General features: G+C 64.3%; 8 protein-coding genes and 1 pseudogene. 7 read left to right on the top strand and 2 right to left on the bottom strand.

Features of this window, described 5'->3' with window-relative positions:
* Nucleotides 1-160 precede the first annotated feature (160 nt).
* Entirely contained in the window at nucleotides 161-7,408 is a 7,248-nt protein-coding gene (locus AOA14_RS08720; RefSeq protein WP_202988448.1) for an autotransporter outer membrane beta-barrel domain-containing protein, read from the top strand.
* A 94-nt stretch (nucleotides 7,409-7,502) separates the two neighbouring features.
* Here AOA14_RS08720 and AOA14_RS19730 read toward each other — a convergent pair whose 3' ends face one another.
* On the bottom strand, nucleotides 7,503-7,643 hold the full coding sequence (locus AOA14_RS19730) for a hypothetical protein (RefSeq protein ID WP_202988449.1): 141 nt from the start codon (nucleotides 7,641-7,643) through the stop codon (nucleotides 7,503-7,505).
* Between the two features lie 97 nt (nucleotides 7,644-7,740).
* Between AOA14_RS19730 and AOA14_RS08725 the strand changes: the two genes are divergently transcribed.
* Entirely contained in the window at nucleotides 7,741-9,012 is a 1,272-nt protein-coding gene (locus AOA14_RS08725) for a serine hydrolase domain-containing protein (protein ID WP_202988450.1), read from the top strand.
* Between the two features lie 134 nt (nucleotides 9,013-9,146).
* Here the strand turns inward: AOA14_RS08725 and AOA14_RS08730 are convergent, their stop codons facing one another.
* The gene (locus tag AOA14_RS08730) at nucleotides 9,147-12,335 is read right to left on the bottom strand and encodes a TonB-dependent receptor plug domain-containing protein (protein ID WP_202988451.1); all 3,189 of its coding nucleotides are present in this window, start codon (nucleotides 12,333-12,335) and stop codon (nucleotides 9,147-9,149) included.
* Nucleotides 12,336-12,660: 325 nt separating this feature from the next.
* Between AOA14_RS08730 and AOA14_RS20365 the strand changes: the two are divergent.
* From AOA14_RS20365 to AOA14_RS08750, 5 genes and pseudogenes are all read left to right on the top strand, one after another.
* Nucleotides 12,661-12,780: pseudogene (locus tag AOA14_RS20365) on the top strand (transcriptional regulator domain-containing protein); the annotation flags it as partial.
* Nucleotides 12,781-12,853: 73 nt separating this feature from the next.
* Complete coding sequence (locus tag AOA14_RS20120) at nucleotides 12,854-13,435, top strand: DUF2285 domain-containing protein (RefSeq protein ID WP_062901504.1); 582 nt, start codon at nucleotides 12,854-12,856, stop codon at nucleotides 13,433-13,435.
* A gap of 102 nt (nucleotides 13,436-13,537) precedes the next feature.
* Nucleotides 13,538-13,780, top strand: a complete 243-nt coding sequence (locus AOA14_RS08740; RefSeq protein WP_062901505.1) for a helix-turn-helix transcriptional regulator — start codon at nucleotides 13,538-13,540, stop codon at nucleotides 13,778-13,780.
* Nucleotides 13,781-13,845: 65 nt separating this feature from the next.
* Complete coding sequence (locus AOA14_RS08745; protein ID WP_202988452.1) at nucleotides 13,846-14,505, top strand: S26 family signal peptidase; 660 nt, start codon at nucleotides 13,846-13,848, stop codon at nucleotides 14,503-14,505.
* A complete protein-coding gene (locus AOA14_RS08750; protein WP_062901506.1) occupies nucleotides 14,502-15,236 on the top strand; it encodes a lytic transglycosylase domain-containing protein in 735 nt (244 codons plus the stop codon). Before AOA14_RS08745 ends, AOA14_RS08750 begins: the two co-directional genes overlap by 4 nt.
* Nucleotides 15,237-15,285 lie beyond the last annotated feature (49 nt).

Below are 15,285 nucleotides of genomic sequence, written 5' to 3' on the forward strand. Positions count from 1 at the left end.
CTTCATCTGTTCCTGCTTGAATTTGCGCCGGAATTTTCATCGCTGGCTCGTCCGGATCGGTCGCAAAAGCGCGGCCTGCACCCTTCGCTTCATCCTAGCGGCACGGCGAGCGCCTCGCGCGCGTCCAGCTTCAATGCAATCGAACCGAAGGATGTTTCCAGTGAACCGTATCAATTCCGCCGCCCTTTCTCCTCGCCGCGGCAGCGCAGCAATCCGCGGCCGGGCCGCGCTTCTGCTCGGCGGCGCGCTCGTCCCCCTGATGATGGCGGCGTCTGCCCGGGCGCAGGATCAGACGGTCGTTCTGGAAGAGGGGCAGGCCCCGGTCGCGGTCGAGCTGGGCGCGGGCAACGACCGGGTCGTCGTCGACATCTCGCGCGTCAATGCCGACACCGGCGTCCTCGACCTGACCGGCCTGACGACCGGCCCGCTTACCGATGCGGGGGGGCGCGACACGGTGTGGCTCCGTGCAAATTCCAGCCAGACGCAGAATGTCGTGTTCACCGAACCGAAGGGCAATACGACGCAGCAGTTCGTGCGCGCGGATTCGGCGACGGGCACGCCATTCGACGGCGGAACGGTTTATGAAGCGTCGGGGAATGACACGGTCCTCACGCTCGAAAATCGCTCGCGCTCGCCCATTCCCAGCGATCCGTCGAAGCTTCCCGACAACGCATTTATGAACCTGCGTCACGGGCCGCTTCAATTTGCCGGTGACGGCACGATCGTGCTGACCTTTTCGGTGGCGGCGGCCGATCAGCCCAAGGAAACACAGCAGGCGATCCGCGTCCTGTCGGGGTCGACGTCGCAGGACCAGGGAGCTGGGGGCGACGGCAAGCTCTCGCTCATTATCGAGGGCGACGTTGGTGGTGGAAGCACCTTCAGGGGTCTGATCGACGTGACCAACGCCGAATCGCTGCGGCTGAGGAATAATTCGCGCGTCCAGATTCTGGAAGGCACCGCGATTGTCGGCGGCAATGCGGATATCTTTCTCGAAGCCAATACCTGGGTCAATTCGACCAATGCGGCTTTCCCGAACGTGACGCTGATCAAAAGCTCGGGCCGGGTCTTCAATTCGACGAAGATCAGCGTGGGCGGGCAATCTGGCAATTCGGATGCCTCCGGCGTCGGGGTCCGGCTGGACGACGGGAAGCTTTATAATATCCTGACCGAGAATAGCAGTGGAACGGGCGCGGCCAGTGGCGGTTTTGGCAACATCATCGGTGGCACCAGCGGCGTTCTCGCCGCCAACGGCGACAATTATATCGAAAATGTCGGCGACATCAGCGCCAATACCGGCGCCGCGGTCGAAAGCCTGCGCGGCACGATGGTGCTTCGCAATACCGTATGGAACTTCTCGAAAGGCGGCACCCGCGCCGGAACGATCACTGGCGGCATGGTCGACGGCCGCCGCATCGCCGTTCAGGGCGGCGATGGCACCGACATGGTGGTCAATTCGGGCACGATCACCGGCGACGTCGATCTCGGCAACCGCGAAGACATGTTCCTCTATAACGGCGCGACCAATGGCGTGACCGGCACGATCGAGGGCGGCGAAGGCCTCGACGGCTATGGCCGTTCCTTTGTCGCAAGTGCGACCAACACGCTGTCGAACGACATTCTCGGCAACGGCAACAGCGGCTTCGAAATGCACGGGATCGAAGCATCGGGCGCCGATACCATCGTCACCGTCGCGGCGTCGCAGACGCTCGACGCCGGGCTGATGCTCGTCGGCGATGGCTCAGTCGTCAACACGGCGAAGATCAATGCCGATGGTTTCGGCGTCTATCTGCGCGACATTGCCAACGTGACGCGCGGCATGCGCTTCACCAACAATGCCGATGTGGTCAGCACCAAGGGCGTCTATGGCCGGGCAGGCGTCACCAGCTTCCTCAACACCGCGCTGATCCGCGCGACCGACGGCGATGGCGTTTTCTTCAATGTCGGCGACCTCGGCAGCTCGGTGAAAACGCTGGAGTTCCGCAACGAGGGAACGATCGAAACGACATCGGACTATGATCATGCGTTGGGGATGCAGTTCGATGCCTCGAACTCCGATGGTCCGCTTGCCAACGTCGTGAACACGGGGACGATCCGCAACAGCGGCGCGCAAGAAACATTCTATGATTACGAGCAATACGGCGTCCGCCTCTATGACATCAGCTATGAGGTCGACAACAGCCTGCGCTTCCGTAACGAAGGATTGGTTGAAACGACCGGTCGCGGAGTGAGCGGCGTTTCGCTCGACAGTGCCCACAATGAGGTGGTGAACAGCGGTACAATCCGGGTCGACGGGATGGGTGGTAGCGGCGTCCGTATCGTATCGCGCCTCGATCCGGACCAGCCTACCGTCGTATCGTCGCTGGTCAACAGTGGCCTGATCGCCGCCAATGGCGGGGCATGGACGAATTCGGATGATGGCAACGTCCGTTTCAATGCTGCCGTTGTTATTGGGCTGAATGGCGACACCGCCAAGGGACGTGTCGTCAACAGCGGCACCATCGAGGCGATGGGCGCCGGTTCCAGTGCCGTTATCGTCGGCGGCGACGGGGCGGCAGGCGCGGCCTTCGAGCTTGAAAATGACGGAACAATTCGCGGGCACGCGGAAACATTGTTCCGCGAGGATCAGGGCGTAGCCGAGGCCTATCGCCGCCTGGCCGGCGCCATTCACACGGTGGGCACGACCGACAGCATCACCAATCGCAACCTGATTCAGGGCAATGTCGATCTGGGCGATTATGACGACCAGTTCCGCAATTATGGCAAACTCGATGGCGATCTGCGGCTTGGCGAAGGCGACGACACCTATGTGTTGGGTGGCGGCAGCAGCCTGACCGGATCGGCCTATGGCGGCGACGGGAACGATATCATCGCGGTTGATCTCACCGGCGACGTGGCGAAGCGCATCAATGCAGGCCAGTTCTTCGGGTTCGAGGCGCTGACCCGGCTGCAGGGCACCGCAGGGTCGGGCAAGGTGTCGATCTTTGGCAATATCGACTCCGATTCGCTGCAGCTTGCCAATATCGCCGTGCACGTCGATGCCGGGGACAGCGTTTCGTCGGCAAGCGGCAACAGCGGCTATACTTTCACCGGAACCGACCAGGACGAACAGATCGTCAACGCCGGAACGATTGCGGGCGGCGTGTCGATGGGCGGCGGCAACGACAGCCTCGAAAACAGCGGCACGATCGGCTGGGACGTCGATACGGGGGCGGGTGACGACGTCGTCACCAATTCGGGCCGGATCGAGGGGAATGTGAACCTCGGCGACGGCGACGATCGCTATATCGCATCGGGCGGCGGGATCGTGACCGGCGACATCGACGGCGGCGCCGGCAACAACACCTTCGTCTTCCGCTTGGAAGGAAGCGAGGGAGAAATTCCGGGATCGGTCCTGAACTTCAGCTCGTTCGGCGCCTATGGTCCGGGCACGCTGACGGTCAACCTCGACAAGGGACAGAGCTATACCAATCTCGAACTGCTCGAAGGGGCGGATCTGGTCCTCACGGGTTCGAACGGCTCGGTCGAAAATGTCATCGGCGATGACAGCGCCCAGAATGTGACGATCGACGGCGCGTTGACCGGCGGCGTTTCACTAGGCGGCGGCGACGATGTTCTGACGCTGAACCTGGGCGGTGAGCTGTCGGGCGCGCTCGATGGCGGGGCCGGCACCGACACGCTCAATCTCAAGCTGACTGCGGCCTCGACGGTCAACGACCTGTTCAATTTCGAAGTGGTCAATGTCGCCGGCAGCGCGTCGTTGACGCTCGCGGGCACGCTGGGTGCGGGCCAGTCGATCAATTTCGACGAGGCGGACAATCTTTTCATCGTCGATACGGAGGCGACCTTCAACGGACGCGCTGATGGCGGTGCCGGCACCGATACGATCGAAATCAACACCGGCGCCGAGAGCAACCGCACGATCATCGCGGGGCAGCTGGTCTCGTTCGAGCGTCTGATCACCGGCGGCGACGGCACGCTGGCCCTGAACGGCGAGAGCTACAGCTTCGAGTCGGTCGACATCGCCGGCAACCTCAGCATCGGCGACGGCGCGTCGCTGTCATCGGCCAGCGGCGTCAATTTCAGCGAAGGCAATAACAAGCTGACGCTCGAAGGCACAGGCAATGTGAGCAGCCTTGTCGACGGCGGCGACGGCACCGACACGCTGGCGTTCAAACTGGCGCAGGGTCAGACGCGCAATCTGAGCTCGACCGGCAATGTCACCGGCTTCGAACAGCTTGCCGCCGAAGGCGCGGGCATGCTCAACATCGACCAGAGCACCGACGGCTATCGGCGGTTGCTGCTCGGCGACGGCGCGACGGTGTCGCTGGCCAACGAAGATGGCGGTAACGCCAGCATTGCCGAAGGCGTCACCTTCAGCGGCGATATCGGCGGCAACAATGGCGCGAACACGCTGACGCTCAAGGCCGGCGCCACGGTCGACGGCAGCGTCTATATGAACGGCGGCAACGACGTCGTCACCAACGCGGGCACGATCGATGGCGATCTCGATCTTGGCGATGGCGACGATCGCTATATCGCACGCGGCGGCGGCACCGTGACCGGAACGATCGACGGCGGCGCGGGGAACAACACCTTCGTGTTCAATCTCGACGGCGGCAACGGCTCGATCCCCGGCTCGGTGGTCAACTTCGACTCGTTCGGCGCTTATGGCCCGGGTACGCTGACGGTGAATCTCGACGCCGGGCAGACCTATAACAATCTCGAACTGCTCGAAAATGCCAATCTGGTGCTCACCGGCAGCAATGGTTCGGTTCGCAACGTGATCGGCGACGACAGCGCGCAATCCGTGACCATCGAGGGCGCGCTGACGGGCGGCGTTTCGCTTGGCGGCGGCGACGACACGCTGACGATGCAGCTTTCGGGACTGCTTGAAGGCGCGCTCGATGGCGGGGCAGGCACCGACACGCTCAACCTCAACCTGACTGGTGCATCGTCGATCGCGGGCATGTACGGCTTTGAAATCGCGAATGTGTCGGGCGCATCGCCGCTTACCCTGACTGGCGATCTGGGTGCGGGCCAGCAGGTCAACTTCACCGGCGATATCGATAATGAGCTGATCATCGGCGAAGGCGTGAATTTCGAAGGCATTGTCAACGGCGGCGCGGGTCGCGACCTGCTCCGCGTCCAGTCGGGCGCGGCCGATAGCCGCACCGTGGTCGCGTCGCAGATCATCTCGTTCGAGGATCTGGTGTCCGAAGGCGAGGGGACGCTGGCGCTAACGGGGGGCAATTACAGCTTTGAAACGGTGAATGTGAAGGGCGGGCATTTCGAACTTGGCGAGGACACCCACCTTACCGCGTCGGGCGTGATCTTCGACGATGCCGACAACCGCTTCACCCTGGGCAGCGGCGCGACCGTCGCGGGCGTTGTGGCCGGCGGCGAAGGCAATGACACGCTGGCGCTGATCCAGAATGCCGGCACGACACGCCTGCTCAGCAGCCTGCAGCAGAGCGGGTTCGAGCGGCTGGAAGCGTCCGGTGCGGGCGAGCTGCGCATCGACGAGGACGCCGCCCACACCGGCGGCGTGTTCCTGAACAACGGCACCGTCAATATACTGGCGGGCAAGCAATTGATCGCTGATGTTACGGGCGGCGCGGGGGCGGACACGCTGATCGTCGCCGGGTCGATCGAGGGCAATGTCGATCTGGGCGACGGCGACGACACGCTCACCCTGACCGGTCTCGACGGCATCTCGGGCACCGTCACGGGCGGCGCCGGCACCGATCGCCTGCGTTTCGACACCAGCGGTACCTATGCCTCGCCGACCGCGTTCGACGGATCTAACTATAGCAGCTTCGAAAAGTTCGACGTCGCGGGCGGCGTGGTCTCGATCGCGGGCACCAGCAGCTGGGACAATGTCAGCATCACCGGCGGACGCCTGATCGGTCAGGCCGGCAGCGTCATCTCCTCAAGCAGCGCGATCGAGGTGGCCCATGGCGCGACCTTTGGCTCGGCGGGTATCGTGAACGCCGACATCAATGTGGCGGGCACGCTCTCGCCGGGCGCATCGCCGGGGACGATGACCGTCAACGGCAATGTCAACTTCGCGGCGGGTTCCAACCTGCTCATCGAAGTCTCGCCGACAGTCAGCGACCTGCTCAACATCTCGGGCAAGCTGACCATCGCGAACGGCGCCGCGATCGATATCACCGGCGTACTGCAAGGGACGCCGGGCAACACGCTCGACCTTGTCGTGGCGCAGGGCGGCATCACCGGCCGCTTCACGACGATCAACAAATCGGCGGACGTCTTCGGCTTCGTCGTCCAGAATGGCAACAAGCTCCAGATTCAGAGCGAGTTTCTCAACGACGATGCCTATCCGACCAACATCCACGCCAGTGTCGATTATGCCAACGAGGTGCTGCGCGGCGGTTATGGCGTGCAAGCCTTCACGGCCGGGCTGCCGGTGCTCGTCGACGCGCAAGGCGTCGTCAACCAGGCGGCGTTCCGCCAGCTCACGCCCGAAGCCTATGGCTCGGCGCTGCAACTCGGGATCGAGAACAGCCTGTCGCTGGTCGATGGGGCTCAAAGCGCCAAGGCGGCCAAGGCTGGGCATAGCGGGCTGTACAGCTTTGGCCAGTTCCTCACCGGAAGTGCCGACGTCAATGCCACCGGCGGCAACACTGGCGCCTCGCACAGCCATCTGACCCGCACCGGCTTCTTCGGCGGCGTCGGCTACGGCTTCGGGGAAGATGCGCAGGTCGGCCTGTTCTTCGGCGGCCTGAACAGCGATCAGACGATCCGTGGCCTGGGTGCGAAGACCGATATGGATGCGCTGGCTGGCGGTGTCTTTGCCGACGCGGCGCTGGGCGGCTTTGGCGTCCATGGGCTGCTGGCGGTCAGCGGCGGCAAGGCCGAGACCCATCGCCGGCTGTTGGTGACCGACAGCGAGGCGAAGGCGAAATACGACCTTAATAGCTGGGTGGTCGATCTGGGCGTCGACTATCAGGTGCAGCTGGGTTCGTGGTCGATCGCACCCAAATTGGGCGTGACCTATGTCCGCACCAGCCGCGGCGCGGCGGTCGAGCAGGGGGCCGGTGATTTCGGTCTTACCATCGACAAGGGCAGCAAGAGCAGCCTCTTCGGTGAGGCGGCTGTCAATGTGTCGGGCCGCTTCCAGACCGGGGGCATCGGCATCACGCCCTATGCCCAGCTGGGCGTGCGCCAGATGCTGAGCGATGGCGACGTCCTGGTCTCGGGCCAATTCACCGGCGCCGACAGCGCGATCGTGGTGAACGGCATCGAGCGCGAGAAGACCGCGATGCGCGTCGCCGTCGGCCTTGGTCTCGACCTCACCGACAGTGTCCGCGTCCAGGCCGGATATGCCGGGGAATTCGCGGGCACGAAGCGCAATAGCGTCATGGGAGGCCTCACGGTCCGCTTCTGACGTCTCTCCCCTTGGGGATTAGTCCCACCCCAAGCGGGTACGATAGCACGGTCTGGATGAAAATCCGGACCGTGCCATTGGCGTTTGAGCGGGTTCATTCATCAAGGTTGCTGATCGCGATGTCGTCCTTACCATAGCGGGCGTCGCGGCAGGAACCGACCAAAGACCAGAGGATATGCGCGATGCGGATTTCGGGCAGCACGAGCCGGCGTAAGAGCAAAAGGGTGCCGCGCACGCTCGCGCTCCTCCTTGCAGCCGCCGTCGGCACCTGGGCCACCCCAGCGCTTTCCGCGCCCCGTCCCGATCCGATAGACTTGATCGTCGACCGGCAAATGGAATTGAACCACATTCCCGGCGTGGCGGTCGCGGTCGTCGAGCAGGGGCGGATCGTGAAGATCGCGGCCTATGGCACCGCCAATCTTGAATGGGATGCGCCGGTCGGGCTCGACACGCGGTTCCAGCTCGCTTCGGCAACCAAGATGTTTACCGGCATGCTGCTGATGCGGCTCGCCGAACAGGGCAAGCTCGGTCTCGACGACCCCGTGACGCGCTGGCTTCCGGACGCGCCTGCCAGTTGGTCAGCCATCCGCGTCAGGCAATTGGCCGATCACACATCGGGGCTGGCTGAGCAACGCGGCGCGACGCGCGATGCGACGCTTGAGAGCATTCTCACCACCACGATGGCCGCGCCGCTCGCTTATGTCCCGGGGAGCGAGGCGCGATATGGATTTACAGATTTTACGGTACTGCGCGTCATATTGGAGAAAGCGGGCGGCGACAGCTTGCCGCGACTTTTGCACAAGCAGCTGTTCGAGCCGCTGGATATGCGCGCAACGGCATTCGCCAATGCGAGCGACGACGGCACCGTGCGCATCGGCGACCTGCTGCCGCGACGCGCCCAGATCTATGGTCTGCGCGACGACAGGCTGACGACGAGCGATTTCTTCTTTGCACCGCAAGGATATGGCGCGGGCGGCCTCTATTCTTCAATCGAAGACCTCTCCAAGCTGTTCGCAGGTCTCGATGCTGGGCGCGTGCTGAAACCGGAAAGCATCCGTGAGCTCGAGAAAGCGGCGACGTTGACCAACGGCCGCCGCGCGCCTTTCGGCCTGGGCTGGATCGCGCGCCCCTATCGCGGCGTCACGCTGGCGGGGCATAGCGGTGGGCCGGCGCTTGCCGACATCTGGCGCATCGAGGATCGCAAGCTGACGGTCATCGTGCTGACGAACCAGCAGGTCCTGCACCCGCTGATCGCAGAGGCGATCATCGACACCTTGTTGCCGCCATTGGCGCCGGAACCCGTAATCGCGGATGATCGCCCGGCGATCGCGGCAAATATTCGCGTCGCGGTGACAAAGGCCGCAGCGGGCGATACCGGCGCGGCGGCGGCGTTCGCTCCGACCGGGCAGGATGCCGCATCGAGTATCGTCTCGCCATTCGCGCGCGCGATGCTGCGCGGCATGGGCCCGCTGCGAACGGTGGAATTGCTGGAGGTCAAAGCGGACGGTGAGCGGCGGTACAGGCTCGCGTTCCAATATAAGGCGGTCGTCTGGACCGCATCCGCCGCTGCCGATGGAAGGCTGACGCGCTTTCGGCCCGAATAGACTGGCGAATTTATCTGCGCACCCGGCGATTGATCAGAAAGACGTCGTTCCGGGCAAGACTATCGCCGCTAATTACGTGCAAAAAAAGGGGGGAGGCGATAAACGCCGCCCCCCAGCTGCTGGGTACCGAACTCCTAGAAGTCGAGTTTGGCGCCGATGCGGAAGTAGCGGCCCATGATGTTCGGGCCCGCCCACGCCGGGTTGTAACCGTAAATGCCATAGGCCGCGTTCGGATCGAACGGCGCCTTGGTGTCGAACAGATTCAGGACATTGGCATAGAGCGTGAATTTGTCGTTCACTTTTTGCGACGCGGTCAGATCGACGTTCCAGATCGCCTTCGACTTGCACATCACCGGGCTTCCGTCGGGATAGGCCGCTGCACCCGCGTCTACCGCGCTTGCGCAATCGCCCGGCGTTGCGCCGAAATCGACTTGCGAGACGTGATAGCCGGCGGTGTAGTAGGCCGTTACCGAAACCGTCGTATTGCCGGACGCCAGCGTGTTCTGCCACGTGGCGCGCCACTTGGGCGAACCTGAGCAGGACGTCGTGTTGCAGGGGCTGAGCGTCCCCTCGAACTTTTGCGGATCCTGGGCTTCGCCCGTCAGCGGATCGACCAGCGTCAGATGGTTCCTGTCGAGATAAGACGCCTCGAACGCGCTTGTCAGGCGCAGATTGTCGGTCAGGTCGAACCGTGCGTTGACGCCAAGATCGACACCCTGAAGTTCCTGCCGGTTGGCATTGGCATAAGAGGCAAGGATGGTGCCGATGTGCGGCAGCGCGCTGGGGTTTGCTTGGTCGACAACGCCGGGAGTCACGGTGAAGCCCGGAATATTCACTACCCCGTTGTTGGCGTAATAGGCAGCGATGACCGGGCCGATGTTGCTGACGCCGACGATCTGGTCGCGGACCTTGATCCGCCACAAATCGATCGTGAAACTCAGGTTCGGAATCGGCTCGAAAATTGCGCCAAGGGTGATATTCTCGGACCGTTCCGGGGACAGTTTCGGATTGCCGACGTTGGTCAGGCCCACCGAAAACGGCGAGGTGGCATAGGCGTTGTTGCCATGCGCGGCGCAGAATGCCGCATAGGTCGCACAGAAGGTGCCGCCGCCCTGCGATACGAAGCCGGTGGTCGGAGTACCGAAGGATTCGTTGAAGCTCGGAATGCGGAAGCCCTTTGACCAGGTGCCGCGCAGAGCGATCTGCGGGATCGGCGTGACCTTGACGCCCACCTTCGGCGAGAAATTGCTCTGTCCGGTAGAATAGCTGTCGTAGCGTCCCGACAGATTGACTTCGAGCTGATCGAGGATCGGCGCATTGATTTCCCCGAAGCCGGAGAAGACGTTGCGGCTGCCCGATGTGCCGACGGCATTGATCACATAATAGCGATCATAGGGATGGGCGTCGTTCTGCGGATTGGCGCTGGGCGCATCGATCGATTCGTGACGATAGGCCAAGCCCAAAGCAGCTTCGAGCGTGCCGCCCGGCAATTCGAACAGCGAACGGGTGAGGTTGGCGGTGGCCTGCCACAGGTTCGATTCCGATCGCGTGATGTTCGTCGGCATGACATAATCCCACACCGCCTGCGAATTGGCTTCGGGATTGGCAAAGTTGAATGTCCCGCGCGCAACGACGTCCATGATCCGCTGCGGAATCGCATAGCCGTTCTGGACGCGGGTGAGCTGTACGTTAGACGCCGTGAATTCTGCCGAATAGCGCCAGCTGTCCCCGAAGGAACCCGACAGGCCGATCGCACCGCGCAGAGAACGCCCGGACGTTTCGTCGGTTGTTGGACGATCCGGCATGAACTGGATCTGGGCAGTCTGCCCCGCGCCCGCATAGGGGTTGTAAGGATTGAGCACACCATTGGCGGCGTTGCACCCGGTTCCCACGCCGTTGAGCGTACCGACGCCCGTGGGGCAGACATAGACGGGCGCGATCACATTATAGACAACCGCGCCGCTGCGTGGAACGGTCGGACGATCGGTCCAGCTGCGCGGTGCCGACGATGAGAAGGTATTGGTCTGATAGAAATTGCCCTGCGCGTAAAGCTGATGATCCTCGCCGAGGTTCGCTGTAAAGCGCGCTGTGAATCCATAGCGTTCAATATCGGGCTGCAGCATCGAATATTGGCCCGTCGGATTATAGGTGCAGACACGGCCGTCGGCCGGCGCCGTCACCGCTTCGTCGACCTGCGCGGGTGTCACCTGGATGGTGTCCCAACGTCCGCATCCCGCCGCCGGATTCAGATAGGCGAAGCGGCCGGAGCCGATGCTTGCCCCGTCGGTCGTCACGGGACGAACGGCGGCTACGCCCGGAACGGCCGAGAAGCCGTTGAAGTAGCCGTCGGGACTTACGCCATTCGGATTGAGGTTGGGCAGGCAGGAGCCCGCCGCGTTGCAGATTCTGCTCCAGTCGGAGGTGTTGTAGGGATAGCCGCGGTCGCGGGCCCATAGCGCATCCTGCTTCAGATATTCGCCGCTGACATAGACGTTGAAGCCCTGATCAGCGAGGCTGCCATAGCCATAGGTCGCGTCGAACCGGACCTCGCTCGCGTCGCCGCGCTGCGAAACACCGGCCGATCCATTGGCATGCAGGCCCTCGATCTGCTTTTTGGTGATGACGTTGATGACGCCGGCGACCGCGTCAGCGCCATAGGTCGATGACGCGCCGTCGCGCAGGACTTCTATGCGCTCGATGACGGCGTTCGGAATCGTGTTGAGATCGACGAAATTGCGCTGGCCGTCGTCCGCGAGCGGATAAGGCGCCATTCGCAGTCCGTCGAACACACTGAGCGTCGATTGGACGGTCAGTCCGCGGAGCGCTACGGCATTGGCCCCGGCGGCAAAATTGTTCCCCGAGTTCCAGCCCTGCGTCATCGTGCCCGCATTGCCTGCGGTGACGCGCTGAAGGGCTTCGGCGACGGTGTTGAAACCGCGCTGCTCGAGCGTTGTCGACGAGAGCACTGTAACCGGCGAGGGTGTTTCGGTGTTGGCGCGGCGAAACAGTGAACCCGTGACGACGATTTCTTCGCCCGTCTCTGCCGCCTCGCCGACGCCGACAAGCTGCTCGGTTTGGGGCGATGGTGTATCGGCCGCCGGCTGGCTCTGGGCATAGGCTGGCGCCACAAAAAGCAAGCTGCTCGCCGGCAACAGAACGCAAGCAGCGCTTGAGCTGCCCAGCAAGCTGGCCATCATCATATTTCGTTTTTTCATAAGTTGCCCTTTTTCCCCGCCCTCCACCTGCGCACCTCTGAGCGTCGAGTGTTGGCGGGCCTCCTGAGTTGATGGCGCGGAAGGGGGCAGGGAGCATCGACAACCCAACCCCGGGCAGCTTGGCGCAATCGCCTTGCCGTACCGCGCCCGTTTGCGGCAGGCCGCAGCGCGATTGGTAGGTCACGCCCGGCGAGGCACTCTATGAAAGCGACGGAAGTCGCCCGCGGTGCGACGGAGCCGTCTTTTGGGGCTCTGAGTTAAAGTCGGCAGTCGCGCGGCGGATTGAACGCCCTGGCGAGGCGCGGCGACTGAGCCGCTCTCACGCCCGGCCTGGCCGGGCGGGATACCCACTAATGGGCATATATATGCCCCTGGCATGGAATTGGCCTTTGCCGCTCCAGCCCCGAATCTGCTGGCTTGCGGGGAGGCGGTCATGGCAGCGGCGAAAGAGGAAACGCATCGGCGACCGCGCCTCGACTTTCCCGGCTATGCCCAGGAATTTCTTCGTCGCAGCCCGGATTATTGCAGTCAGTACGCCCGCCTGATCGCGCAGCGCGACGCGCGGCCCGGGTCGCAGGAGGTGATGGCCCGGCGATGGGGACTTAGCTTTCCCGCTCGACCCCCGCGTGCCGGCCGTCGACGCGCCGGCCTTCTGGGACGCGGCGCTCTGCCCCTATGTCGTCATCCTCGGTGCGGCGCCTCCCGGTATCCCGGCCACGTCGCGCTTCGATCCGGCCTGCTGGCCGCAACCGGCGCACCGGTATAGCGGGCCCGAAGGGACGCACCTGGTCCTTGGCGGCGGTGCATCATTTTACCGGGTCTGGCTGCGCGGCGCTCGGCGGGATGGGCCGCTCGCCGCTATCGTCCCCTTCGATGCGATGACCGCGACGCGCCTCGCCGCTCTTAGCGATTTCGACCGGTGGCGGCGCGGCGCATCCGCGCCTGCCGCGGTCCCGCGTCCGACCGCTTACCAGGCGCAGCGGCTCGACCTTCTCCTCTCGATCCTCGACCTGCGGCAGGCCGCCAGGGCCACGAGCCACGCCATCGCCAGTCGGCTCGTTTACCCTCGGCTGGCTACCGGCCGCGGCGCGGTATGGAAGGCATCGCCCGAGCGCCGACGCACCCAGCGCCTGATCCGCGAGGCTGAGGCGCTCGCAGCCGGCGGCTACCGCGCTCTGCTTTCGGGCCGTGCGGTGCGACAAAAATAGCCGCAGAATTCAGCCGCTCCCCCCAGCCTCATGCTTCACGCCATGAGCCGACACCGCCCGCCGGCCAGCGCTCTTCGATCCGGCGTCTGAAAGGAGCTTACCATGGCAACCCGCCACCCGCCGCGCTTTCTCACGACCCCCGAAGCCGCAAAACGCGTCGGCCTTTCGAATCGCACGATGGAGAAGCACCGCTGCTACGGAACCGGACCGGTCTTCCGCAAGGTTGGGGGGCGTGTGCTCTATGTGATCGAAGAACTCGACGCCTGGGTCGACCTTGGCCGCCGCACATCGACCTTCGATCCCGGCATCAGCACGGTATATCCCGCGCGGAAGCGATCGCGCTGATGTGCGGGCCTCCTTCTTTTCCATGTTCGATCCTGCTGTCGGACCGGAGGCGCGCGAACCGCGCGATGCTTGGCTCGAGCGCCGCGGCGGCGACGCTGTTCGGCGCGCTCTTTACCGCCATTTGCTGGCTGGAACCGGCGCCGCGTCTCCTCTGGAATGCAAGCGCCAGTGCCGCGGTAGGCCTCTACTGGATCCATGTCGGCGCAGCGCCCGAAACCGGCGACCTTGTCGCGATCGTGCCGCCGCCCGAGCTTGCGCGCTTCCTCGGCGCGCGCGGATATCTGCCGTCTGATGTGCCGCTTCTCAAGCGCGTCGCCGGACGCCCCGGCGCGCTCGTCTGCCGATCGGGCACCTTCGTGACGATCGACGGGGTGGGCGTCGCCCGCGCGCTGGCGCGCGACCGGGCGAACCGGCCGCTTCCCATCTGGACCGGATGCCGCACCGTCGCCCATGGCGAGATATTCCTGATCAACGCAGCGCGCGACAGTCTCGACAGCCGCTATTTCGGGCCGATCCCCGTCTCCGGGCTGATCGGCACGGCGCAGCCGCTCTTCACCCGCGGTGCATCGAGCGACCCGCGCGCAGGCGCTCCTCGCGACTCCATCCCGCCCATCTTCCAATTTGGGGAAGCAATATCGAGCAGCTTCGAGCCATTTGGCCGCCGGCGCGACGCGAGCAAGGCCGCCGCGCATCCCTCGCTTGCGCGCGGCGCCGCCGATCGATGACCGGCTCCACGGATCTTCGCGGCATCATTCTTGCGCGCGTCTTGGGCCGCGCCGCTCACGCGGGTGCCGCCGCAGCCGCGCTTGCCGCGCCAGTGCCGAGCATCGCGGCGGCAGCCGAAGCGCCGCTGCCTGTGCATCCTTACGCGGCCTCGGTGTCCGATGCGGCGCGGCGCTTCGGCATCCCCGAGGAATGGATCTGGCGCGTCATGCATGCCGAAAGCCGCGGCAACCCACGCGCCGTCTCGCGAGCGGGCGCGAGGGGCCTGATGCAGATCATGCCCGCGACATGGGCGATGCTGACGGAAAGGCATCGTCTCGGGCCCGACCCCTTCGACGCCCGCGCCAATATCCACGCCGGCACGGCTTATCTGCGCGCGATGTGGGATCGCTATCACGACCTTCGGTTGATGCTCGCCGCCTATAATGCGGGTCCCGGGCGCGTCGACGCCTATGTCGCCGGGCGCCGGCAATTGCCCGCCGAAACCCTCGTCTATGTCGCAGCGATTGCGCCCGACCTCGAAGCCGGCTCGCCCGGTCGCCGCGCCGAAGCTCAGCTCCCCCCAGCGCCCGGTTGGCGCGGCGCCGATATTTTCGCTGTCCTCACGAGGGGCTTGGAGAATGACCCCGGCGCTGCATCGTCGCCCGGTTCGGACGCGCCGGGGGACGATGGCCGCGCGCCTGGCGCCGGTCCCGATCGGCTTTTCCCGCTGCGGTCACGAAAGGCTCGGTGATGGCCGATCGCGCAATCCACTCGCATTCGCGCGCGTCAATTCACCCGGT

Origin of the sequence: Sphingopyxis terrae subsp. terrae NBRC 15098, from assembly GCF_001610975.1 — a bacterium.
Lineage (GTDB): Bacteria > Pseudomonadota > Alphaproteobacteria > Sphingomonadales > Sphingomonadaceae > Sphingopyxis > Sphingopyxis terrae_A.